20 protein-coding genes and 1 pseudogene are annotated in these 22995 nt (G+C 44.3%); 5 read left to right on the top strand and 16 right to left on the bottom strand.

Annotated elements, in window-relative coordinates; genetic code table 11:
- Window positions 1-7: 7 nt before the first annotated feature.
- The 3 genes from ACXAH6_RS14500 to ACXAH6_RS14490 all read right to left on the bottom strand — a co-directional run bounded on the left by ACXAH6_RS14500 (window position 8) and on the right by ACXAH6_RS14490 (window position 3076).
- The gene (locus tag ACXAH6_RS14500; protein ID WP_474877930.1) at window positions 8-652 is read right to left on the bottom strand and encodes a carbonic anhydrase; all 645 of its coding nucleotides are present in this window, start codon (window positions 650-652) and stop codon (window positions 8-10) included.
- A 219-nt stretch (window positions 653-871) separates the two neighbouring features.
- Window positions 872-2392 carry a SulP family inorganic anion transporter gene (locus ACXAH6_RS14495; RefSeq protein ID WP_474877929.1) on the bottom strand — a complete coding sequence of 507 codons (1521 nt, stop codon included), beginning with the start codon at window positions 2390-2392 and terminating at the stop codon, window positions 872-874.
- 27 nt (window positions 2393-2419) lie between these two features.
- A complete protein-coding gene (locus tag ACXAH6_RS14490) occupies window positions 2420-3076 on the bottom strand; it encodes a carbonic anhydrase (RefSeq protein ID WP_474877928.1) in 657 nt (218 codons plus the stop codon).
- 145 nt (window positions 3077-3221) lie between these two features.
- Here ACXAH6_RS14490 and ACXAH6_RS14485 point away from each other — a divergent pair, with 145 nt between their 5' ends.
- Window positions 3222-4166 (top strand): hydrogen peroxide-inducible genes activator, encoded by a 945-nt coding sequence (locus ACXAH6_RS14485; RefSeq protein ID WP_474877926.1) that lies wholly within the window; start codon window positions 3222-3224, stop codon window positions 4164-4166.
- Here the strand turns inward: ACXAH6_RS14485 and ACXAH6_RS14480 are convergent, their stop codons facing one another.
- Complete coding sequence (locus ACXAH6_RS14480; protein WP_474877925.1) at window positions 4167-7007, bottom strand: TonB-dependent receptor domain-containing protein; 2841 nt, start codon at window positions 7005-7007, stop codon at window positions 4167-4169.
- A 273-nt stretch (window positions 7008-7280) separates the two neighbouring features.
- On the opposite strand from ACXAH6_RS14480, the gene ACXAH6_RS14475 reads away from it, so the two are divergent.
- Entirely contained in the window at window positions 7281-8405 is a 1125-nt protein-coding gene (locus ACXAH6_RS14475; RefSeq protein ID WP_474877923.1) for a PepSY-associated TM helix domain-containing protein, read from the top strand.
- A gap of 12 nt (window positions 8406-8417) precedes the next feature.
- On the opposite strand, the gene ACXAH6_RS14470 is transcribed toward ACXAH6_RS14475, so the two are convergent.
- From ACXAH6_RS14470 to ACXAH6_RS14445, 6 genes are all read right to left on the bottom strand, one after another.
- A complete protein-coding gene (locus tag ACXAH6_RS14470; protein ID WP_474877922.1) occupies window positions 8418-9473 on the bottom strand; it encodes a FecR family protein in 1056 nt (351 codons plus the stop codon).
- Between the two features lie 13 nt (window positions 9474-9486).
- Window positions 9487-10029 (bottom strand): RNA polymerase sigma factor, encoded by a 543-nt coding sequence (locus ACXAH6_RS14465; protein WP_474877921.1) that lies wholly within the window; start codon window positions 10027-10029, stop codon window positions 9487-9489.
- Window positions 10030-10117: 88 nt separating this feature from the next.
- Window positions 10118-12697, bottom strand: coding sequence for a TonB-dependent receptor plug domain-containing protein (locus ACXAH6_RS14460; RefSeq protein WP_474877919.1), 2580 nt, complete (start codon window positions 12695-12697; stop codon window positions 10118-10120).
- Window positions 12698-13039: 342 nt separating this feature from the next.
- A complete protein-coding gene (locus tag ACXAH6_RS14455) occupies window positions 13040-13282 on the bottom strand; it encodes an EF-hand domain-containing protein (RefSeq protein ID WP_474877918.1) in 243 nt (80 codons plus the stop codon).
- Between the two features lie 59 nt (window positions 13283-13341).
- Window positions 13342-14337, bottom strand: coding sequence for an oxygen-dependent tRNA uridine(34) hydroxylase TrhO (gene trhO / locus ACXAH6_RS14450; protein WP_474878014.1), 996 nt, complete (start codon window positions 14335-14337; stop codon window positions 13342-13344).
- A 118-nt stretch (window positions 14338-14455) separates the two neighbouring features.
- A complete protein-coding gene (locus ACXAH6_RS14445) occupies window positions 14456-14980 on the bottom strand; it encodes a VC2046/SO_2500 family protein (protein WP_474877917.1) in 525 nt (174 codons plus the stop codon).
- 102 nt (window positions 14981-15082) lie between these two features.
- On the opposite strand from ACXAH6_RS14445, the gene ACXAH6_RS14440 reads away from it, so the two are divergent.
- Window positions 15083-16786, top strand: a complete 1704-nt coding sequence (locus ACXAH6_RS14440; protein WP_474877915.1) for a response regulator — start codon at window positions 15083-15085, stop codon at window positions 16784-16786.
- An 8-nt stretch (window positions 16787-16794) separates the two neighbouring features.
- On the opposite strand, the gene ACXAH6_RS14435 is transcribed toward ACXAH6_RS14440, so the two are convergent.
- Both ACXAH6_RS14435 and ACXAH6_RS14430 read right to left on the bottom strand, forming a co-directional pair.
- A complete protein-coding gene (locus tag ACXAH6_RS14435) occupies window positions 16795-17709 on the bottom strand; it encodes a DMT family transporter (RefSeq protein WP_474877914.1) in 915 nt (304 codons plus the stop codon).
- On the bottom strand, window positions 17706-18557 hold the full coding sequence (locus ACXAH6_RS14430; RefSeq protein ID WP_474877913.1) for a DUF6279 family lipoprotein: 852 nt from the start codon (window positions 18555-18557) through the stop codon (window positions 17706-17708). Before ACXAH6_RS14430 ends, ACXAH6_RS14435 begins: the two co-directional genes overlap by 4 nt.
- Before the next feature lie 186 nt (window positions 18558-18743).
- Here ACXAH6_RS14430 and ACXAH6_RS14425 point away from each other — a divergent pair, with 186 nt between their 5' ends.
- Complete coding sequence (locus ACXAH6_RS14425; protein ID WP_474877911.1) at window positions 18744-19751, top strand: ATP-dependent 6-phosphofructokinase; 1008 nt, start codon at window positions 18744-18746, stop codon at window positions 19749-19751.
- Between the two features lie 13 nt (window positions 19752-19764).
- Here ACXAH6_RS14425 and ACXAH6_RS14420 read toward each other — a convergent pair whose 3' ends face one another.
- The 4 genes from ACXAH6_RS14420 to ACXAH6_RS14405 all read right to left on the bottom strand — a co-directional run bounded on the left by ACXAH6_RS14420 (window position 19765) and on the right by ACXAH6_RS14405 (window position 22075).
- On the bottom strand, window positions 19765-20226 hold the full coding sequence (locus tag ACXAH6_RS14420; RefSeq protein WP_474877910.1) for a hypothetical protein: 462 nt from the start codon (window positions 20224-20226) through the stop codon (window positions 19765-19767).
- A 104-nt stretch (window positions 20227-20330) separates the two neighbouring features.
- A complete protein-coding gene (locus tag ACXAH6_RS14415) occupies window positions 20331-20747 on the bottom strand; it encodes a hypothetical protein (RefSeq protein ID WP_474877909.1) in 417 nt (138 codons plus the stop codon).
- A 45-nt stretch (window positions 20748-20792) separates the two neighbouring features.
- Window positions 20793-21419: a LysE family translocator gene (locus tag ACXAH6_RS14410; RefSeq protein WP_474877908.1), complete on the bottom strand. Its 627-nt coding sequence runs from the start codon at window positions 21417-21419 to the stop codon at window positions 20793-20795.
- Between the two features lie 125 nt (window positions 21420-21544).
- Entirely contained in the window at window positions 21545-22075 is a 531-nt protein-coding gene (locus ACXAH6_RS14405; RefSeq protein ID WP_474877906.1) for a hypothetical protein, read from the bottom strand.
- Window positions 22076-22152: 77 nt separating this feature from the next.
- Between ACXAH6_RS14405 and ACXAH6_RS14400 the strand changes: the two are divergent.
- Window positions 22153-22883: pseudogene (locus ACXAH6_RS14400) on the top strand (IS3 family transposase); the annotation flags it as partial.
- Window positions 22884-22995: the final 112 nt, after the last annotated feature.

Below are 22995 nucleotides of genomic sequence, written 5' to 3'. Positions count from 1 at the left end.
TACCTGATTATTTTGAGTTTAGCTGTCCGTACGCTTTTTCTAGGTTTTCGAACGCCCCTTTGCTTTCACTAAAGCAAAGAATATCACCCGTTTCAATATTGTACATCCAACCATGCAATTGAACTTGACCGGTTGCGATTTTCGCGGCAACCGCAGGGTGCGTGCGTAAATGTTGTAATTGTTGTACCACGTTTTCATGGGTGACTTGATGTAAATGGTCTTCTGCATTGAGCTCGCACTTGCAACGCTCTTTAACGACTTCAGTCGCAACACGGCAATGGCTCAACCATTCTTTCACATGGGGTAGTGCATCAAGTTTTTCAGGATGCAATGCTCCTTTCATCGCTCCACAGTCGGTATGCCCGCATATTACGATGTGTTTTACACCTAATGCAGCGACTGCAAACTCTATAGAAGCCGTCATACCACCAGTTTGATTACTGTGCGGTGGCACAATATTCCCCGCATTACGGCAGATAAACAGTTCGCCAGGGTCAGTTTGTGTGAGCAAGTTCGGATCAATACGAGAATCTGAACACGTAATAAACAGCACTTCAGGGTTTTGACCGTTCGCTAATTTTTGAAACGTGCCTTTTTTCTCGGGGAATACCTCGTTTTGAAATTTGGCAACGCCTGATATTACATGATCCATAATTTGTCTCCGATTTCATTGTTATTTATAAGAGTCAATAACAGTTTTACTTGATAGGTTAATAGAAAAAAACATTATCTCGTGATAATAATTTGCTATCAGATGGATACAATGATGTAGGACTTGTGTTAATGCAATGTTTATTTTAGGCGGGAAGAAATAATATTGAAAGCAGGTGCAGTTCACTAAGGGAGAATGAACCGCACCTAAAAACGCATTTTATGATTGGAAATCAATCGTTTTTACAGTGATATTTTGATGATGTGCCTTAGCAGAATACTCTTTTACGAGCTCTACCACATCATGTGCGAGGGATTTAGTGTTGCTAAAATCCAATATCACGGTTGAATCTTGAGGAATAGTATTTAACTTTTTCAAAATACTCGGTTTATTGAAAAATGAAACTTCCTCTGCCATGACGATATGGTGTGTTTCTTTATTATCCACCACCTGCACGTTGTCTTTAAAGTGAAACGCATTTTTATAGCTGTGTTTCAACGTAAAGAATACGCTTACTGCAAGGCCGGCAATCACCCCTGTCAAAAGGTCTGTAAACAGCATTACCAGAATCGTCGACATAAAGGGCACAAACTGCTCCCAGCCAGTACGATACATCAAAGCAAACATGCTTGGCTTGGCCAGTTTATAACCAACAATAATCAACACAGCCGCGAGTGAAGCCAATGGGATCATATTGAGCATTGACGTAATCAGACCGACAGCGATAAGCAAGAAAAAGCCATGCATAATGCTAGACCACTTAGACTTGGCACCAAACGCAATATTTGCAGAACTACGTACAATGACCTGGGTGATAGGTAAACCACCAATCAAGCCAGAGATAATATTCCCCAGTCCTTGTGCTTTAAGCTCTCGGTTAGTGGGTGTGGTGTGACGTTCTGGGTCAAGCTTGTCAGTGGCTTCAACACTGAGCAAGGTTTCGATACTTGCCACAATTGCCATCACAACGGCTATCTTCAATACATCGAATTGCCACATTTGTGAAAATGCAGGGAATGCTAATTCATTCGCTAGCGCACCAAAACTCGCAATCACAGGTAATGACACCAACTGCTCAGGAGCTAATGGAGAGCCAGATTGCTCAAACACTAATGTGAATACAATACCTAGCAGAACCACTACGATAGGGCCCTGAATCATCTGAAATACTTTGTGTTGGTGCGTGAGATATTTATCCCAGATAACCAACAACGCCAGTGAAATTGCAGATATTGCTATGGCACTACCCGACATTGCTGAAAGCGCATGCTCGATGGCAGTGAGCGTATTCTCACCGTTAGTTTGAGTAAACGATTGTTCACCCAAGAAATCAGCATGCCAACCCAACAGGTAAGGTAACTGCTTCATGATAATCAATACACCAATACCAGTAAGCATACCGGTGATCACAGAGTTAGGGAAAAAGTAAGCAACAAAACCGGCTTTTAAATACCCCAACGCTAGTTGAATGACACCCGCAAGCACGACCGCACAGAGAAACAATTCCCAACTGCCCAGTGTTGCAATGGCATCAAATACAATAACGGCAAGCCCTGCTGCCGGCCCACTCACCCCCAAACGCGATCCGCTGGCGTAACCCACGATAATCCCGCCGATAATTCCTGCAATGATACCAGAGAACATCGGCGCGCCTGAAGCCAGAGCAATACCCAAACACAGGGGTAAGGCTACGAAAAACACCACAATACTGGCAGACAGATCCGCTTTAAAATTTTGCATAATGTTCAATCCTATTGAAACCAGCGATTATGCTTGTTTTTCGCGAGCCAGTAGTTGACGCTCTGCATACGCTTGATCCATTGATTCGAATTCACCTTTTTCAGGGTTAAAACAAAGGATCTGACCGCTACCAATTTCATAAACCCAGCCGTGGATTTGCACTTGACCTGTTGCCAACTTAGCAGCAACGGCTGGATGCGTGCGTAAATGTTGCATTTGTTGAAGCACGTTTTCTTTCGTGACTTCTTCCAAATGTTCGTCTGTCAATTCACCAAATTTTTCTTTCAATACTTCGGTTGCACAACGGCAGTGGCCTAACCACTCTTTTACGTGAGGCAGACTGTCTAACTTCTCTGGATGCAACGCCCCTTTCATCGCGCCGCAGTCAGTATGACCACATACTATGATGTGCTGAACGCCTAGCGCCGCAACAGCAAATTCAATTGAAGCTGTCATGCCCCCAGTTTGATTACTGTGTGGTGGAACGATATTACCGGCGTTACGGCAAATAAAAAGTTCACCTGGTTCGGTCTGCGTTACGAGGTTGGGATCGATACGAGAATCGGCACAGGTGATAAACAACACTTCTGGGTTTTGACCGCTCGCCAACTTTTTGAACGTCCCTTCTTTACCCGGAAATACTTCGCGTTGAAATTTAGCAACGCCTGAAATGACGTGATCCATAATTGAAACTCCTAATGAATGTAACTGAAAAATAGAGAAAACCGTCTTGGTTTTAGAGTTTTAACTGATAGGCATATAGTAATATATAGCATTTGGTGATAGCATTTACTTATCACGAAGACGAATTGTATGATTTAACCGACCAATGCCATTTTTATTTTCAGATAAACTACCACCGGTTAACCAATTGCGATATTTTGCAACCGTTGCCCACTATTTAAGTTATCGAAGAGCGGCATTACAGCTCGGCATTAGTCAACCTACGCTCACCAGTCAAATCAATACACTCGAATCGCAACTCGGTTTTTCGTTATTTGAACGTTCGCGAAGCGGTACGCTTTTGTCTGCCCAAGGCCGTGCCCTACTCCCCGTTGTTGAGAACATATTACGGGATTACCAAACGCTACAAGAAACTGCAAGAGACATTGCAGAGGGCCAAAAAACCACCTATCGGTTAGGGATACCACCAACACTCGGCCCCTATTTATTGCCTTATGTATTGCCGGATATTCATTACCGCTACAGTGAACTAAAGTTTTACGTGCGCGAAGGGTCACCGGGTCAGTTGGAACAAGGGTTATTAAACGGTGAATACGATTTGATCTTACTTCCAACCTTTAACGCCACTTCGCAACTGATTATCGAGCCTTTATTCACAGAGCCATTGAAGTTTGTTATGCCCAGTGACCACGAACTGGCGGGGATACCGTTTATCGACCCAGAGTCGTTACGTGGAGAACAAGTGCTTACCCTCGAAGATACACACCACTTTCATTATCAGGTACAGGAAATTTGCCAGTCGCTGGGCGCTAACGTACAACGCGATTTTGAAGGTACGAGTTTAGATACATTACGACAAATGGTCGTTATGGGCATGGGAGTGTCGTTTTTACCTGGGTTGTATGTTCACTCAGAGCTACACAGACCCGAAGCTTTACACGTTTGTGAATTAGCGGATATGCCGATCTCTCGTCAACACGGTCTGGCGTGGCGCAACACATCTCCAGGCCGCGTTTTCTTCAGAGAGTTAGTGAGTGAAATCAAAGCAATTATCAACAAAAACTTATCTGGCATCGTTAGAGTCGACTAACTACCAATGTGATCGCCATTGCGCATAAACCATCCCACCATCTATGCCTCCGGGAGACGTTGAGGGGTACTTTGCCCCTGCTTCACCACTGTATGGGTTGAGGCTGGGATAAGTATTCAGCAAATTACGAGCACCAATACTCACACTGTGTTGATCACTAAGTTGCCATAACCAGTTCACATCGACGATGAACCGCGCCCCTCCCCGAATATCCATTTGTGCGCCAGCGTCGAGGTGATCTTCATAAAAATGGCCATAGTAATGCAAACGCCAGGTTAACTGATTGGCATCAAACCACTGTTTCAAGGTCAACGTCGCACGTAAATCAGGAAGGTTGTCTTCCAGCATCGCTATTTTAGACGGCGTTAAATTGGCGACATCCACGACATGCCCGTCAGGTGTCACACTCGGATAAGTTGAAATGTTTTCTACCCGTGTATTGGTGTAATTAACTGCAAAGGTAAATTCATGAGGAATATCTAAAACCGCAGTTTGCCAGTGTGAAACCAAATCAACGCCTTGAGTTAAGGTGTCGAAATCATTGGTAAAGAATTTAATACTGCCGTAACTATCGGCTTCAACAAACCCTTGTCTTACCAGTTGTTCAACGTTTTCAGGCATCAAGGCAATAGGTGAGGTAATGCTGATCCGATTTTGCAGTGCAATACGAAAATAATCCAAAGTAAAGCGCAAACGGTCAGTCAACTGCCCCACCACACCAAAACTGAAACTAGTTGATTCTTCGGGCTTTAATGGCCTCGCACCAAGAGAACGAGCAACCGCATTCGTCGGTGGGAGTGTGATTTGGTCTTCTAAGCCTGTACTGCCGTACTTAGTACTGATATTGATAATGTGGTTTTGGCCTACCGTGGGCGCTTTAAAACCCGTGCTCAACGATGTGCGAAAAGCGTAATCGTCGGCCATATCGTAGCGCAATGATAACTTTCCATCGATATTGGTACCAAAATCGCTGTAATCTTCCAGCCTGAGCGCTAAGCCCAACAGCAATTTTTCGTCGACTCTCGCTTCAGTATCAATATAGGTTCCAAAGTTTTGTCGCCCCCAATCGCCTGACGTTTCGGGGCGGTAACCCGGAAAACCATTGGCGCCAGCACTGAATTCATAACCAGAATGACCATCCAATGCATAAGGCCCGACTTCATAAGACGCTAATTCTCCCGCCTTTTGAAAATAGGTTTCCTTTCGCCACTCAGCCCCCAAGGCTACATTGAACTCCAGATCGTTCGAATACTGCCAGTCATAAACCCAGTCGGTGGCAATTTGCTGCTCTAACTGGGCCGCACCGCCAGGTTTAAATGACGTAGGTGAGCTTAACCCCAAAGACGGGTTTACAGTATTCGTCAGCGTGTAATCAATACCCGAATAACCCACTCCAACGCTTAGGTCATATTGCCAGCCATTAGACAACAGGCCGCGAAAACCGGTATACATAGCCCCATCCTTGATCACGCCTCCAAATCGCGGTGTAAAACCGCCTGGAAACCATTCATTGTAGGCAAAACAGTTTTGTCCTAAAGCGGTTGTATTGTCAGCTATGGCTTGATAGCTGGATAAGTCTTGAATGTTGACATTTTCAGTGTAAATCGTTGGGCAAGCGATGCCGTTATTCAGGCCGTCCTGATCAATCACAAGCAGTTTCTGGGGGCCTGACGCAGCATCACTGACAAACACGCCTTCTCTTAATTGAGGGTGCCGATAATAAAAGCCTCCGTCCATTTTACGCTGATTAGCCAGTGCAAAACCGTACCATTCCGCGTGAGCATTAAGTGGCAATGCGCTATTAATCGCAAATTTATAATCGTAATCTATGTTTGGAGCACCCCATGTTTGTGCGGGGTTGGGAATATCACTATTGCCCAAATTGGCTAATGCCGCTGCGTCTTCTCGCTGAACGCTTCTATCGGTCGGATTTTGATTAAAATATTCCAGTGTTAGGTTAGCAAAGCCAGATTCACCGACACGCCAACCTTGGTTAAATTGCACTTGCACACTCTCGCCGTCGCCCGCAAAATACTCGCCGTACTGCACATTGACTTGTGCACCATGGGCTTCCTCGCGTAAAACGAAGTTCATCACCCCGGCAATAGCGTCTGAACCATACTGGGCTGCCGCGCCATCACGCAACACTTCTACCTGAGACAGCCCTGATGCTGGTAGCACCGATATATCGGGGCCTTGAGCACCGTCTGACAAGCCACCACCTAAAAATGTGATAACGGCCGAGCGATGCCTCCGTTTACCGTTGATCAGCGTGAGAGTATGGTCCGACGCTAACCCTCTCAGGTTAGCTGGCCTTACCAGCATAGCCGCGTCATTGGTAGCTTGTGCACTAACATTAAATGAGGGAAGCACTTGAGTTAACGCGTCTAACACATTGCCCGCGCCCTGATTTAACAGGCTTTGAACTGAGATAATGTCGATGGGAACGGGGGCGTCATAAGCGGTTCTGGCGGCGTTACGCGTACCCACAATTGAGATACGTTCAAAGATTGGTAGCGTGTCGTCTTTCTCTGCTGTAACTGCGGCCAACGCTACTGTAGTGGTGGGTGTTTCGACCCTTTCTCGCTCAACGATTAACATAACGCCATTATCATTGGTTCTCAATTCTAAATTGGTACCCAATAACAAACGAGTAATGGCCTCTTCCAATGTATAAACGCCGTTTAACGGCTTCACTACTTCTTGTTGTGCAATTGCATAAGGGAAGAGCAACGTTGTGTTGGCTTGCTTAGCCAGTTCAATTAATGCTTTATCGGCTGTTTGAACCGCAATATTAAAGCGGATATTTGCTGGCTCTTTTGCTAAAACAGAAGACGACATTACCCCACTACCAAGGCTGACAAGCCCCAGTGAAACACTAAAAGCAATGGGTTTTATTCGGGTAGATAAATAGCGCAAGAACGAGCTTCGTCTGTGAGTTATTATTATTAGGCATAAATATTGACACAAACTGTGACAATCTGCCAATTATCACGCTACGCCCATACTCGGCTTTAGCTCAACTGTTCAATAAACAAACATTTCGCTGCGACAATTTGCCGTACTTACTTCACATCCTTAATGGGATAAAATGGCCGTTTTCGTTATTTACCTATGAAGCAGTTTTGTCGTACCTGGCATATTCGAATTGGTATAGTATTATCCATCTTTGTATTGTTTATGGGGATATCTGGTGCATTCCTCACCTATTACACCGACATCGATCGTTGGTTGCATCCCGAATTACGCGCTTATCACGCCTCTAGCGACTCAGCCCCAAATTGGGACAATATTCTATCAACGTTAAAAGCGCGATACCCGAACTATGAAAATCGTTGGCGATTCGAGGTAAACAACGACAACACTCAGCCAATCGCAGCTCGGTATTATTCGCCCCCTGATCACAAAAGTATTAATTTTGCCCCCAAACTCGTGTGGATTAGTAGAGACGGCAATCTCATCATCCGTGAGACGTTTTGGGATACGTCGTTGATGACGTGGCTATTTAATGCCCATTTCCAATTGTTAAGTGGTAGTACCGGAACCATGATTGTCGGCATTTTGGGTTTAGTGACGTGCGTGTTTTTAACGATGGGCGCTGTAGCTTGGTGGCCGAAACCTAAGCGGTGGAAAAGAAGACTGAGTTACCATAGGCACAGTGCAAAACAGATCAAATTACACCAATTACATCTGTTAGTCGGCGCAACTGCATGCATACCGCTGCTTATACTCTGTATTACAGGCGTTGCACTTGCTCTTCCCACACAAACAAAATTTGTGCTTAACCTTTTCTCGCCGAGTACTGTATCAGCTTCTATCGCAACAACAGAGCAGGCACCATTACCTGCGCCTCCGTCATATATCCGTATATCTGAGGCATTAAAGGTAGCGCAAGCAACTATTGGTCAACAAAGGCTGGCGTGGATTTATACTCCCGATACTCACACGCCGTATTTCACCATTAGATTTAAAGAAAATGGCGAACTATCAAGGCGGTTTCCGAAGTCGAGTATTGTTATCGACGGCCTTTCTGGCAAGGTTATTAACACGCAATTAGCCAGCAGTGCTAGCCGCACCGACAAAGTCATGCAATGGATGCACCCGTTGCACAATGGCGAAGTGGGAGGCAATGTACTGCGTGTATTTTGGATAGTCACGGGGCTAGCAAGTGGCTTGCTTGTGATTACAGGTGTGTGGCGCTGGTGTTGGCGAAAGCGTCGCTACGCGCCCGCCAAATGAAACAAGAAAGAACTACGGCGCGTCTTTAATCGACGAAAGGTGAATGACATTGTGCGCGTCTTTGTGATGAGCAATGCCAAAGCTATACTCAAGCGACGCCAACAAGCTGTTAATATCACCGACTTTAAAATAGCCAGCAACCTGGGTTTGCTTTAACGCATCGTTATCGATGATAAAATCTTGAGAAGAATAACGGCTGATTTCTTTTAACACGCTTTCCAAATTATCGCCTGAAAATACTAATTGCCCTTCTTGCCACGCAAGGTTTTGCGACATTTCAGACTGGGTTAAACTCTCTCTGCGCTCAATTCTATCGCTGACCCATGCTCTTTCACCAGAAAACACCAAAACGCCTTGATTTTGAATTACGCTGTCAGCAGTCACTACTTGGCCAGCGTCTCCCTGTTTCGGAGAGTTTTTCACCAACACCTTACCTTCGGTAACAACGAGCTCCAACTGACGGCTGTCGAGAAACTCCATATTAAATGCTGTTCCAACGGCAGTCACTGAGTGCTCGCCTGCGTAAACAGTAAAGGGGCGAGATTTATTCGAGGCCACGTCAAAGTGCGCTTCCCCTTGTAATAAATGCACCACACGTTTATCAGAATAGTAATCAATCTTCACTGAGGTTTGGGTGTTTAATAAAATCTCAGAGCCATCAGACAACACTAAGTTTTTTTGCTCACCCACTTTAGTGCTCGCAAACTGAGTGATTGGCGCTTCGCTGTAGGTAGAAGATGAAGGCGTAATATGAGAGTACGTCACCCACCCGACTAACACCAACACGAGGAATGAAGCTGCTGCAGAAACAGGCATAAACCATTGTTTCGTTTTACGCTTTTTAACGCCGCTATTCGCTATTAAACCTTTGAGTTCGTTCAATACACTGAGGTCGTCCCACAAACTCGCCATATCGACCAAAGACTTGTAATTCGCAGGACTTTCATTCACCCAGTCTTGCAACATGGCTTCCTCGTCGGACTTCAGACCACGATCGAGCTTGCTGATCCACTCACATGCTTGCGACTGAATTTGTTCTTTGCTGACGAATTGACTGACGTTACTCATTACTGCGATAAACCTAACCTAATTGCTTATGTGTTTTTTGGGCTTTGTTGGGATGCCCGACCCGCGCGAGATGTTGCGCACACAACATCAGGCCTTTCGCAACGTGCTTTTCTACGGTACTTTCACTCAAATCCAGCATCTCGGCAATTTCTGCCTGTTTGAGCCCATAAACCTTTTTTAACAGAAACACCCTTTTCACATCGGGTGTTAAATTGTCTGCTGCACGGCAAAAATTTAAAAATCGCTCTTTACTCTCAATATCTTTTTCAAGAGAGTACCCCAGAATTTCATCTGGTAACGCGTCCATGTTATCAATTAAATCGTTCTGTTTGTAGGCAGCCTTGCTGACATGATTAATCGCAAGATTCTTCACTGTTCGCATCATATATGTGCGTTCGTAACTAATTTCTTGCTTTAATTCAGCCTCATAGCTTTTTACAAATGCGTCCTGCACAATATCTTCGATATCATCAACGTCTACGATCGCGCTTACCGCCCGCATCAAGCGGTTTCGATATTTGATAAACGTATCGGCAACTTTTGACTTATTCGACATTACTTTATTTATATGACCGTTTGATAAAAGCCCGGCCATTACCGGCCGGGCCACAATTATACGCAGTTACACTGCACTTTGCTCAGCTTTAGAAGGTGTAAATACCACGAAGGTAATAAAAACCACCATTAATGCCGATAGGTGATGTAGTCGGATATTCAGAGCCTGCTACTTCATTGTCGTACATAGTATTGCGATCAGGTCGCTCATCAAGGGCATTTTTTGCACCTGCAACTAACTGAAGGTTTTCAGTTAAGTAGTAGCCTACTTCAACATCTACCGTAAACTCAGATCCTACTTTGTTAATAGGTAACGCCGAGTCTAAGTGATCTTCATAGATACTACCGGCATAGTTTAAGCGACCAAGGAAGCGCCAATCACCATTGGTATGATCCGCAGTAAGGCTATAACGAACGGCTGGTAGGTTATTTTCTAACATGCGAACACGTTCTTCAGAGATGTTATCTGAATATTCGTCTACTGTGGTCGACGTCCAGTTATACGCTAATGCAAACTTAGTATCACCACCCATCATTGGCATGCTGTAGTTAGCAACAATATCAACGCCTTCCGTTGTCGTATCGAAGTCATTGGTAAAGAAACTTACTTCAGAGAAGCTAGATGCGTCTTCAACACCCTGCGCCAGTAGCGCAGCAATATCTTCTTCAGTCAACGCAATACCTGAAGTGGTACTAATACGGTCAGTCAGCTCAATGTTGTAATAGTCAGCTGTAATAAATAAGCCACTATCAAACTCAGCGATAACACCAAAGCTCATGCTTACTGATTCTTCTGGAGTAAGTTGAGTACCGCCCTTCTGAACAGAGATAGGATCGGTTGGAGGTAAGGTAGCGCGGTCGATTAACTTGCCACCAGTACCAAATGCGGTAGTTACGTTACGCACGTTACTTTGACCAATAGTCGGAGCCTTAAAGCCTGTGCTATAAGCACCACGGAACGCAATGCCGTCTGTGGCCTGATAACGCAATGCTACTTTACCTTTGGTAGTGTCACCAAAATCTGAGAAGTCTTCATAACGCAATGCAGCAGTTAACAACAAATCTTCAGTTAGGTAAGTTTCAACATCAAGGTAAAACGCAATGTTGTGACGAGAGGCTTTACCCGCGCTTTTCGCTGACAAGCCAGGGAAGCCGTTAGAACCAATACCAAAGCCTTGAGACGCTAGGCTACCGATGGCGTAAGACGCATCATCACCGGCAATGCTTTCGTAAGACTCATGGCGATATTGAAAACCACCGGCGAAATAGAGCGGTTCAGACAAGCCAACATCAACAGGCTTAGTCAAATCAAGGTCCAGGGTTTGTTCTGACTGTATATATTTACCTGGTTTGAATGATGTTGGCGAGTCTGGACCTAAAGAAGGGTTAATGGTGTTTTTAATCGCGAAATCGACTTCATTTCGACCCAAGTTAACACTCACGTCGTAACCAATTTCATTACCAAATTCACCTTTGGTACCAAAAACAAATGACGCATCATTTACTGTGCCACCGAAACGTGGTGTAAAGCCACCTGGGAACATTTCGTTGAAGGCAAAACAGTTTGCCCCCACTGCAGTGGAATTGTCGGCAATAGTGAGGTAATCATTATCATCGAGCACGTTACCGTCGGTAATGGTAACTGTTGGACACTCAATACCTGTGCCTACACCATCTAAATCGCCGACTAGCAATAATGCATTGCCGTCTTCATCTGTGCCACCGTCATAAACACCACCGCGAGTGTGTGGGTTACGATAGTAAAATCCACCTTCTACTTCTCGGGTCGCATAGTTACCAAAAGCGTAAAGCTGGCTATCACCTAAGTCGTAACCGAAGTTTGCGAAGATTTTAATGTCGTCTTTGACTTCTGGATTTCCCCAGATCTGAGCGGGATCTGCCACATAGGTGTTACCGGCTTCAATAAGTGCCGCGGCGTCATCACGCTGAACGCTACGAGACGTTGCATCAGCGGTACGGTACTCTGCTGAAATATTCGCAAAACCATCAGCGCCTAGTGGTAAACCAATATTGCCAGACAACTGCATCATATCGCCGTCGCCTTCGTAATAAGAGCCTGAGCGGGCCTCAAAAATGCCGCCTTCAGCATCATCTTTCAACACAAAGTTCACCACACCAGCAATGGCGTCAGAACCGTATTGTGCCGCAGCACCATCACGCAAAACTTCTACTTGCTTAAGCGCTGATGCTGGGATAGTTGAGATATCAGGGCCTTGAGCACCGTCTGACAAACCGCCCCCCAAGAAGGTGATGACCGCTGAACGATGACGACGCTTACCGTTTACCAACACCAAAGTGTGATCTGAAGCCATGCCGCGTAAGTTCGCCGGACGAACTAACGTCGATGCGTCGTTAATGGGTTGGTCGTTAACGTTAAAAGAAGGCACAACCGTTTGTAACATTGACACCATATCAGTGGCGCCTTGATTAACAAATTCTTCTTCAGAAATAATGTCTACTGGAACAGCTGAATCAGTGGCTGAACGAGGTGCAGCACGTGACCCCACTACCGCAATTTTCTCAACAACGCCGTTATCAGCTTCTTCGTCTTGCGCTAAAACTGGTGTAGATACCAATGCACCTGCAGCAACCGTGGTTGCCAGTGCATATCGCATCTGCTGAGCCAGCATAGATACTTTAGTCTTCATAGTGTGGTTTCCCGGATAATTTTTCGGTGGTGAGCTGTGAACCTATCCACCTTTCATTTTTTAAGTTTTATAGATACCTTCAACACTAATTCGAAAAACCGAAATAGTATTTTGCTGGAATGTCATATCCAGCCTTTTGGTTATAGTCGGGAAACTATTGAATTATAAGTTTTTTTAACTTAATTCGCTTATGTAGAAAAAAAATGGAGGATTTTCTTTGTTGGCTTGTCTATGTAGTAATTGGGATAGTTGTAAATGGCCGAGTCTCTCGTCAAAACAGTCACAAAAAAGCCGGCATTCGCCGGCTTCTCTATTAGGTATTGAATTGACCAAATAGGTTGATCAGTATTCCCACCAAGACTCTTGCCACCACGACAAGAACTCTTCGAAGTCGATAAAACCATCGCCATTGCTGTCGATTAAGGCAAAACCGTCTTCAACACTGCTGACTTTAGTTTTAGGTGATAAAACCGTTAATAATTCAATGAACTCGGGCAAATCGATCTGACCGTTGCCGTCTCGATCGAAAAAACTGAAATCCTTTTGTATTTCAGCGATCTTCTCCGCTGATAATTGAGTTTCCATGACCTGTTCCACTTAAAAATAAAACTTGAAGGCAGTGTACCGCCCTCTTTTACCCATGTCTACGACTGCTTTTGCTTAGCCGCTTCTGCACGAGCACGTTGCTCTTGTGCTTTTTTCTGGCGACGATTGTGCATCGCATCACGCGCTTCCGTGCCCACGTGCTCTTCGTTACGCGCTCTGGCAAGGTTAACTTGCTTTTCACGTTCGCGGAACCGCGCAACTTGTTCTTCAGAATGGGTACCATAGCAATGTGGGCAACTTACGCCTTGCTCGTATTTATCACTGGCTTTGTCTTCGTCAGTAATGGGTAAACGACACGCGTAGCACTGTTCATATTCGCTTTTCTCAAGGTCGTGGTTTACTGCAACACGGTTGTCGAATACAAAGCAGTCGCCTTCCCACATCGTTTCTTCTTTAGGAACGTCTTCCAAGTACTGCAAAATGCCACCTTCAAGGTGATACACTTCTTCAAAACCTTGCTCTTTCAAATAAGCAGTCGATTTTTCACAACGAATGCCACCCGTGCAGAACATCGCCACTTTTTTGTGTTTTGCAGGGTCGAGGTTGTCTTTTACATACTGCGGAAACTCACGAAATGTTTTGGTGTCAGGGTTTACCGCATTTTTGAAGGTACCAATTTCGATTTCGTAAACATTACGGGTATCAATCAAGGTCACGTCTGGGTCGCTGATCAATGCGTTCCAGTCTTTAGGTTTTACGTACGTACCCACCGTGCGACGTGGGTCGATACCTTCCACGCCCATGGTCACGATTTCTTTTTTCAGTTTTACCTTGGTGCGGTAAAAAGGCTGGGTATCGTGAAGCGACTCTTTAAAAGAGATGGGGTTTATGCGCGCATCGCTGTTGAGATAAGCAAGTAGAGCATCGATGCCCTCTCTTGTACCCGATACGGTGCCGTTTATCCCTTCTTCAGCGAGGAGTAATGTCCCTTTAATGCCATAACTTTCCATTGCTTCAACCAGTGGCTGACGCATAGCTTGATAATCTTCTAACGCAACGAATTTATACATTGCGCATACTACATACTGACTCATCATTATTTACCTTTGCGAGTTGGAACGTAAAACCAGTGCAAAAATGCGGCGCGCAATATACCAGAGCGAGACGTAGTTTTAAAGCCTAAGTGCCAGATGTGTTGATATTCAATGCACGCTAACTTGCCAGAGAGAAAGAGTTAGCCAGTTCAATTAGCTCAGAAAGTTGTGTGGCATCGGTTGGGTAAGCTTCTGTCGCGTTGGTTTGTGCTGTTTTATCAGTTTGACGTAAACGTGACAAACGGCGCTGAGCTTGTAAATCACAATTTTCGATAATATCCGGCGTAATAAACATCGGATCATCATGCACAGATAGCGCATCAGGATGCATGCTCTGCCACAAGTTTAAGTAACAATGCTGAGCTTCATTGGTGTGATATAACCCTTCATGCCAGGCTTTGTGAATTTCAGCACGCACCTCATCAATTTTAAGTGGCGGGCGGCGATATTGATTTAATCGCTGAGGAAAATCGTCTTCAACCGGCAACGAACTGTTGTCATCAAAATGTATATGGCTATCAGCTGACTGCGCCAACGCTAAGTACAAATTGAAGGCCGCACCTTGACCAGCGGTACGTGCAAGCGTGCCCTGCCACTCGATACCTGAGGGCGCACGAACCACAGTTTGATCAATGTCAGCCATGTACTTTCACTTATTCAGATTAAGATGATTCATTGATATTGCTATCGACAGGTTGTGAAAATACTTAAGCACGTTCATAATTTAGCGATAATCACATAATACATGGTTTCATTTTTGCACCCTTTGCTTAATGACAAACAGGATACGCCTTTTGCATCCACGACTTATGCAAATAAACGGATTTTAATCATTGAAGATCAGCGTCCGTTTTTATTGCTATTACGTGGATTGGTGAACAACCTTGGTGCCAAAGAAGTGGGTATTGCCCATTCTGCAGACCAAGCCCTCTCAATGTGCAGAAAACAAAAATTCGATGTTGTGATTGCCGATTTGCACTTAGGTGCTGACAAGAAAAATGGCTTTGAGTTAATCGAAGAACTACGCATTCGAAAAATGATCAAAGCCAGCACTGTCTTTTTAATCATGAGCGCGGATAGCGCGCGGCCAATGGTTTTAGGCTCGCTTGAACGCCGGCCAGATGATTATATCGTCAAACCCTTTTCACAAGCTCAGCTGAAAAGCCGTATTAATCGTGCATGGCTTAAACGCCAATTTATGTTGCCAGTGTATGACGCCCTGTTTAAAGACGACATCTATACCGCAATTAAGCTGGTTAAAGGATTAGCGAAGCAAAGTAGTATTTATCAACGCTATTGTGTGCAAGTATTAGTGGAATTGTATTGGCAGACCGAGCAATTAGATAATGCACTTGCTTTGTTGACCCACGATGAAAAAGCAATGCCGGCATTATGGACACAAATCGCGCTAGCGAAAACCCATTTGCTCAAGGGGAATGCTGAACAATCGGCCAAATTGGCGAAACAAATTCTCGTGCACAATCGGTTTAATGCAGAGGCCTACGATATTCTGGCAGAAAGCGAAAGTATACTGACGCATAAAGAAGAAGCCATCACCGCGATTAAGCAGGCCATAAAAATATCGCCACTCTCGCTTAACCGACAGTATATCGCTTGCCGCATTGCTCGTGAGAATGGGGATTGGGAGTTATTAACCGAATCCAGTTTGCAAATTTGGGAGTTGTCTAAACGCACTGTACATCAAGATATTCAGCATTGGTGCAACCATATTGCAAGTATTCTCGATGCCGCTGAGGCCAGTGATGATCGGCGGGTTAAAAACCGTTATCAGCAAGAAGCATTACTTCTGATCCACCGAAGTCAATTTGATGACAATTTGTCAAAAGTAAACCAAGATTTTGACCTCAGTATATTTGAGAAATTGGTCAATGCGCGCGTGTCTTTACTCGATGGAAAACTCATTGAAGCCAAGGCTGAAATGTTGCGCTCACAATTACAAATAGAACGCCGTTATGACGAATATCCAGCTGGGTTTGCGCCAGAAAGCCTTAAGGTCATGTTCGACTTAGGTGAATTTGAAGAAGCCGCGAATTTAATGGCGCAATTAAAGGCGCAAGGCACAGAATTAGATCCTAATAGCCAGTATCTGATGGGACGCATTAGAAATCGCGCAGAACGAAAACAAGCCGATTACGCCACTCACAACAAACGTGGTATTACGCTTTATCAGCAAGGGAAATTTGAAGAAGCGCGAATAGCCTTCCTTCAAGCACAAGAACATGCCCCAGTGAATACTGGCGTAGCGCTTAATTTATTACAATGTAATTTAAAAATTCTCGCAATGAACACCAAACCTGAACCCGTGCTAGTCAGAGAATGTAAACAGGTATTCAAAACGGTTGATGGCATGCCACTCAAGCCTCACCACCAACAAAAATTAGACGGGTTGTTGGAAGATCTCACACGATACATCAAGCATCAAAAATAACAGTACGCTTACCTTTCTCGCCCTAACGCCGCAAGCATCGAGCCACCGACTACTAACGCAGCGCCAGCATATGCAACCCAACCTAAAGCTGGTTGGGTAAACTGATCTGGCCATAGGCTCTCGGCCACCGCGGTTGAGACAAATGTGAAAACAGGTGCCAGTGCGATCACAGCACTGACTCTTGATGCATACCAAACCCTAAGGGCTTCCGTAAAAGCACCATAACCAATTAGCGTATTCAAACAGCAAAATGCTAATGCAGACAATTGAACTGCATCCATATTTCCTAGGTGCTGCAATTCGGCGAAAGGCAACAAGATAACGCATCCCATGACATATAAAAACAAGGTTAATTGCATCGCCGTCATTTGTTTCAATATTACTTTTTGGCACAATGCATAGGCCGCCCAGGTCAACGCTGCGATCACAATGATGCCAATACCCACGACATCTTCTGAAGGTGACGAGATAATTTGCGGTAATCGCTGATTGAAAAACAACGCGAGCCCTGCAATCAGGCATACCGCGCCCCAACGCTGCATGCGGGCAAAACTCTCTTTGTAGAAAAACACCCCTCCCAACATTAACGCAAACGGCGCTATTTGCATGAGGACCTGAACACTGCCAGGGCTGAGATACATTAACCCAATAACATTGAAGGTATAGTTAATAACCAACATTACCGTTGCCAACACCGACAAACCAATAATGGGTGCGCTAAAGCTAGTTAGCTTTGGGAGTTTGCGTTTATAGGCAAGCACAGCCGCGACGACCACAGCCGCGGTGAAAAAACGATAAACAGTAATGGTGGGGCTGTCCATCGCTTGTAAACAAACGGTCAAAAACAGCGGTAGTACTCCCCATAACACCGCAGTAATTAAAGAGAGAAATAAACCTAAACCCGGCCTAACGGCGTCGTTCACTCATTGTCTTCCATTAAATCGTTAAGGTCGGCGATGATACCGTCTAATTCATCGATAAGCTTGTCTTTTTGTTTATTTGTCAACGTAGTTGATACTTCTGACAACATACGCCCAAATTCAACGCGATTAAAGCGACGTTCGACTTGATACTGCTCACCGCGATAAGCGTCTGGGTTTTGCATCAACGCATTGAGATCAGTAACAAACTGAGGGTTGTCATTACGCGTTGCGAAGAGTTGTCGTGCGGCTTGTTGAATGTCGCGTCGATAAGCCAACCAATCTTTTCTTGTAGACGTAAAGTTGGGCGCATATTTGATCACTATGGCCTTTTGCTCTTCCGTCATTTTGCCAATAAAGCCTTCAACATTTTGTTGTAAATCTTCAATTCGACGCGACAGTCGCTCTTCATCATCTAATGCATCAGCTTCTCGTATTTTTTCCTCTTCCTCTTTATTTTCTTTTTCTAAGGCAGCAAAAAAATAGGAGATTTGTTTTGCGTCTAACGTCGCGGCTAACTCTGCAATTTGAGGCGATAAATGGTCACGTACTCGTTCCCAATGCGATGTCCCTTGATCTAAATGGTAAGTGACACGTTCGGGAGTCATTTTACCGTTTAATACGTCATCTTTTACCTGCAACAAATGCGCTTTGTATTTAGCAAGCTCCTCGTTGCGATGCCAGCGCATCCAGCCTGCCATTTTTTTATCGAACACGTCTTCTTGATCACTGGTCAATTCTACGTAGTCATCTAAATACCAGTAGATCAACCAATCCGCATTGTTGTAACCAAACTTAGACGAACACGCACTAAGCAATATAACAGCGATAAATAACAACGCTTTTTTCATGAATACACCCTGTGTTTGATCTGAATCCTTGGTAGATGATGATTTTTCTGCCAAGCTTAAGCCTTTGAAGTTAATCTATATATTGAAACACACTCTGTACCCTAATGGATGACTATAGCGTGTATTTAGTTCCGCACAAGACGTAACAAACTGTAACGCGAAAACACGCATAAACGAGGAAAAACAATGACCAAACGGATTGCTGTATTAACCTCAGGCGGAGACGCCCCCGGCATGAATGCCTGTATTCGTGCGCTTGTTATTGAAGCGGAACGCAAAGGCTATACCATTCTTGGCTTTGAACACGGCTATCAAGGACTACTCAACAATGATAGCAAGCCATTAAACACCCGACTGGTTCACAACCATATACAACGCGGTGGCACACTGTTACGCAGCGCTCGCTGCAAACAATTTGAAACTGATGACGGCGCATCATTGGCCGCGGCAAATCTCGAGTCTCACAATATCGATGCCTTGGTGATCATCGGTGGAGACGGCTCATTTCGTGGTGGTGTCCATCTCTCACAATTTTGGAATGGGCAAATTATTGGTTTACCTGGCACCATCGACAATGACATTTACGGCACAGACGCCACGATTGGCTACTATACCGCTATTGAAACCGCCGTGACATCAATCGATAAAATTCGAGATACCGCAGAAGCCTTCGAACGCGTATTCGTAGTAGAGGTTATGGGCCGTCATGCCGGATTTTTAGGGTTAAACGCCGCAATTGCGTCGGCGTCAAACTTTGCCATTTTACCGGAGTTATTCCATGACACCGAGCGAACATTGACACAGTGTATTGAACAAATTAACGTGCATCAGCAACGCTACGGCCATGAAAGTTTTATCATCGTTTTGGCCGAAAAACTCTGGCCTGGCGGGATCAATGCGCTGTGTGAACAGCTGTCACAATTGACAACCAGTGAAATCCGCCCCGTGATCCTCGGCCATGTACAGCGCGGAGGCTCTCCGGTCAGCCAAGATAGATTACTCGCCACTAAACTTGCGATTCGGGCGATTGAAGCAATTTCGCAAGGAGAATCAGGTGTCATGGTAGGCGAAAAGGATCATCAAGGGGTCACCGTTCCTCTCGCCGATACGTGGCATAACAAGAAGTGTATGGATACCTTAACAATGCAAACGTTGAATGCCTTACTGAACACAAGGCATCACATAGACGTTTGAGCAAGCCCACTGTTTAAAGTACCTGTGGTGTATCGTTAGTCGCAGGTACGACGTTTTCAAGCCTATTACCATTCACTTTGAATTTCAGCGTTTTTTTGATACTCGGGCAGCACCTTGGATCACTCTCTGCATACTGTTCTACATCAATTAATAAATGATTCTCTGAAGTTTTCGCAGCAACAACCCGCCCCAAAAGAGCGCGTGTTGATAATTCGATAAAATCTGAACCATCAACCCGTAACAACGTTAACCTCTCTTGCCAAGCATTACCATTTTGATAAGTCCATAGTACAGACACAAGGTCTTTTTGTAGTACAAAATACTGCTTCAAGACCCCGACTTCATCATCGGAAACAAGTTCGGGTGAATGGGTTAAATGCTGGCTATCGATAAAACGGCTGACCGCATCTGTAGTGCGATCATCAGCATTTGAACAAAAAGCAATTAAAAACGCCAATAATAGAGAGTATTTCACAACCTACCTACTTAAAATATTACGTAACACTTCTTAAGGTATACTTTGTTGAGATTGAACCACGGCTAAGTAAAATCAGGCGGTAAAAACACAATTTCGCTAGATTATACCTTCTTCAACCAGCCGTTTCGCGACGCCAATTTCACCACAGCATCACTGACCGAAGTGTTTTCAAATTTTTTGATGTTTTCGACCGCGGGGCCTATCATCTCGAAATGTTCATTGAGTTGCTTCACCAGAATATCGCAGTAAGGTATCAATGTATCATTACTTGCGATGTCGAACGTAAGCATCCCCTGCTTATGAAGCGCACGAAGGTAATCAGACAACGTAGCACGTTTGTTTTGAAAAGACGCTTTTTGCCATTCTAATCCGGTAGCAAAATGTAACGTACCATCATCGAGCCAAGTCTCTACTTCATTGCTTTTGTTGTATTGCTGACTCGCCAAAGACGCTAGTTCGTCTGTCTCTGTTGAGCAAGCAGAAAGCATAAAAAGTAGTGTTAGAAATAATAATCTCATTAATCATCCTTGAATTAATAAAGTGATAATCATCAACGTAAAAGGCTAACGCTCGTTGGTTGCGACCTTGGCAGCAAGGCCAATAAGCAATACTCCCGAAAAGCCTTCCAATACGCTTGAGTATTTTTGTGTTTCAGGTCTAGAAAACAATAAAGTACCCAATGTTGCGTAAATTGCATTACAAGCCGTTGCCAAACAGGTAAATATCACGCCCAAAATCAAAAACTGCATGCTTGAAGAGGCTTCACCCGAGTTAACAAATTGCGGAAGAAAAGACAGAAAAAACAAAGCGACTTTAGGGTTTAGAATACTAACGATCAGTCCTTGTTTAAAAATATCGCGTTGCGGCGAGTGATTATCCACAATGGCTAAATTGGATTTTCCCCTCAATGCACTCACAACAGCTTGAATACCTAAATAAAAAAGGTATACGGCACCCAACCACTTAATAATAGAAAAAGCGTAAGCAGAACTGAGAATAAGCGCAGAAAGCCCCAGGCATGCAGCCAAAGTGTGAAACAAATAACCAACGCCCAAGCCTAGGGCCGCTTTCCAACCGTCACTAACCTTGCCTTTCATGGCGTTAGTAACGACGTAAATAACATCAGGCCCGGGGATCATATTGAGCGTTAAACACGCAACAACAAAAAGAAGTAGAGAATCTGTTTCCATAAACATTCCTATGTAATTAAATTCTGTATCTATCACCGGCACTGCGCACTGAGTAAAATCTTATTGGGTTTACTCGTCAACATATCCCGAATACTTGGGTTCCTGCGGAGAATTTAACACTATTGTTAATCCATACGATGGATTTTTATCGTGGCATCTTCAAAAATTGGCGTGAAGTCGTCGTCACTCGCCAGCTTTAAAAGTATCGATAAATTAACACTTTCAAGATCTGAAGGTAAAGACTCAAACCCCGAGTTGACAGACAAACCAAATGTTCCGGTACTGTGTGTAGATAATAATTGCTGTACTTCTTGGAAATTTTGAAGAGACTCAGAGCTCAAATTGAATGTATACTCTGTCTTAGCCTCATCATCACCGAACCAACCGGTTTTTGCTGGAATGTCTTTCGTTTCAATTAACGATAATGGAAACTTATACATTTTATTGTACTGCTCAGTTTCCAACTCAAGACTCAAATCAACTTTTTCGATATCAATTTTAACAGGCTCATCAATTATGATTTTTGCTTTGATATCCTCTGGTTGTAAGGCCACAAAATCACTCATTTGAAAAGAGCTAAATTTCATCATTGTGCTCAGAGGAATGCTAGCGCAACCACTCATTAAAAAAACGATAAAAAAACTTAGTAACTTCATTTAGCAACATCTGAATCGACACTAATTCCCTAGACGCCTCTTAGTTAGATAAACTAACTAAAAATATAGAGGTGCATATGAGCGGCAAGCGCTACCCAGAAGAATTCAAAATTGAAGCGGTTAAACAAGTGGTTGATCGCGGCCATGCAATATCTGACGTTGCCAAACGATTAGATGTCACAACGCACAGTCTTTATGCGTGGGTTAAAAAATACGGTCCTGATTCTAAACAGCACAACGAATTAAGCGATGCTCAGGCTGAAATTAGACGGTTGCAAAAAGAGTTAAAGCGAACAACAGAAGAACGTGATCTGTTGAAAAAAGCCGCGGCATACTTCGCAAAGCAGTCCGACTGAGGTATGCCTTTATAAAAGAAAACTCGGACAGGTGGCCTGTTCGCTGGCTGTGTAAAATGTTCGATGTTCATCCGAGTGGATATTACGCATGGAACAAACAGCCTCATTCTAAACGAGCAAAAGCCAATCAACGTCTTACAGGTTTGATTAAGCAGTTCTGGTTAGAGTCAGGTGGTGTGTATGGTTATCGTAAAGTCCACTCTGATTTACGTGATGTTGGTGAAAAGTGCGGTGAGAATCGTGTTTATCGGCTGATGCGAGATGAAGGGCTAAAAGCTCAAGTTGGATACCGGAAGCCTCGTCATCGTAGCGGCGAAAGCCATATCCGCACTCATGAGGGGTGGCTTTACTTGGCTGTGGTTGTCGATTTGTTCTCACGTAAAGTCATTGACTGGTCACTGCAATCACGGATCACTAAGGAAATAGTGCTAGATGCCTTATTAATGGCGATATTGTAAACCTCCCCTAAAATAGCGACATACCTTTTTAGAGTTCTTCGGCGTAAACTGAGCCAAGAAAGGAGAACTCCTGATGAAAAAGTCTCGATACACAGAAACGCAGATC

The organism is Alteromonas sp. ABE4_545 (assembly GCF_056161325.1).
The sequence above is the reverse complement of the archived record's forward strand: the minus strand, read 5'-3'. Positions and strand labels throughout refer to the sequence as shown.

Coding starts and splice junctions, on each gene's coding strand:
- ACXAH6_RS14500 (WP_474877930.1), bottom strand. CDS start 652: ATGGATCATGTAATATCAGGCGTTGCCAAATTTCAAAACGAGGTATTC.
- ACXAH6_RS14495 (WP_474877929.1), bottom strand. CDS start 2,392: ATGCAAAATTTTAAAGCGGATCTGTCTGCCAGTATTGTGGTGTTTTTC.
- ACXAH6_RS14490 (WP_474877928.1), bottom strand. CDS start 3,076: ATGGATCACGTCATTTCAGGCGTTGCTAAATTTCAACGCGAAGTATTT.
- ACXAH6_RS14485 (WP_474877926.1), top strand. CDS start 3,222: ATGCCATTTTTATTTTCAGATAAACTACCACCGGTTAACCAATTGCGA.
- ACXAH6_RS14480 (WP_474877925.1), bottom strand. CDS start 7,007: ATGTCGTCTTCTGTTTTAGCAAAAGAGCCAGCAAATATCCGCTTTAAT.
- ACXAH6_RS14475 (WP_474877923.1), top strand. CDS start 7,281: ATGAAGCAGTTTTGTCGTACCTGGCATATTCGAATTGGTATAGTATTA.
- ACXAH6_RS14470 (WP_474877922.1), bottom strand. CDS start 9,473: ATGAGTAACGTCAGTCAATTCGTCAGCAAAGAACAAATTCAGTCGCAA.
- ACXAH6_RS14465 (WP_474877921.1), bottom strand. CDS start 10,029: ATGTCGAATAAGTCAAAAGTTGCCGATACGTTTATCAAATATCGAAAC.
- ACXAH6_RS14460 (WP_474877919.1), bottom strand. CDS start 12,697: ATGAAGACTAAAGTATCTATGCTGGCTCAGCAGATGCGATATGCACTG.
- ACXAH6_RS14455 (WP_474877918.1), bottom strand. CDS start 13,282: ATGGAAACTCAATTATCAGCGGAGAAGATCGCTGAAATACAAAAGGAT.
- trhO (WP_474878014.1), bottom strand. CDS start 14,337: ATGAGTCAGTATGTAGTATGCGCAATGTATAAATTCGTTGCGTTAGAA.
- ACXAH6_RS14445 (WP_474877917.1), bottom strand. CDS start 14,980: ATGGCTGACATTGATCAAACTGTGGTTCGTGCGCCCTCAGGTATCGAG.
- ACXAH6_RS14440 (WP_474877915.1), top strand. CDS start 15,083: ATGGTTTCATTTTTGCACCCTTTGCTTAATGACAAACAGGATACGCCT.
- ACXAH6_RS14430 (WP_474877913.1), bottom strand. CDS start 18,557: ATGAAAAAAGCGTTGTTATTTATCGCTGTTATATTGCTTAGTGCGTGT.
- ACXAH6_RS14425 (WP_474877911.1), top strand. CDS start 18,744: ATGACCAAACGGATTGCTGTATTAACCTCAGGCGGAGACGCCCCCGGC.
- ACXAH6_RS14415 (WP_474877909.1), bottom strand. CDS start 20,747: ATGAGATTATTATTTCTAACACTACTTTTTATGCTTTCTGCTTGCTCA.
- ACXAH6_RS14410 (WP_474877908.1), bottom strand. CDS start 21,419: ATGGAAACAGATTCTCTACTTCTTTTTGTTGTTGCGTGTTTAACGCTC.
- ACXAH6_RS14405 (WP_474877906.1), bottom strand. CDS start 22,075: ATGAAGTTACTAAGTTTTTTTATCGTTTTTTTAATGAGTGGTTGCGCT.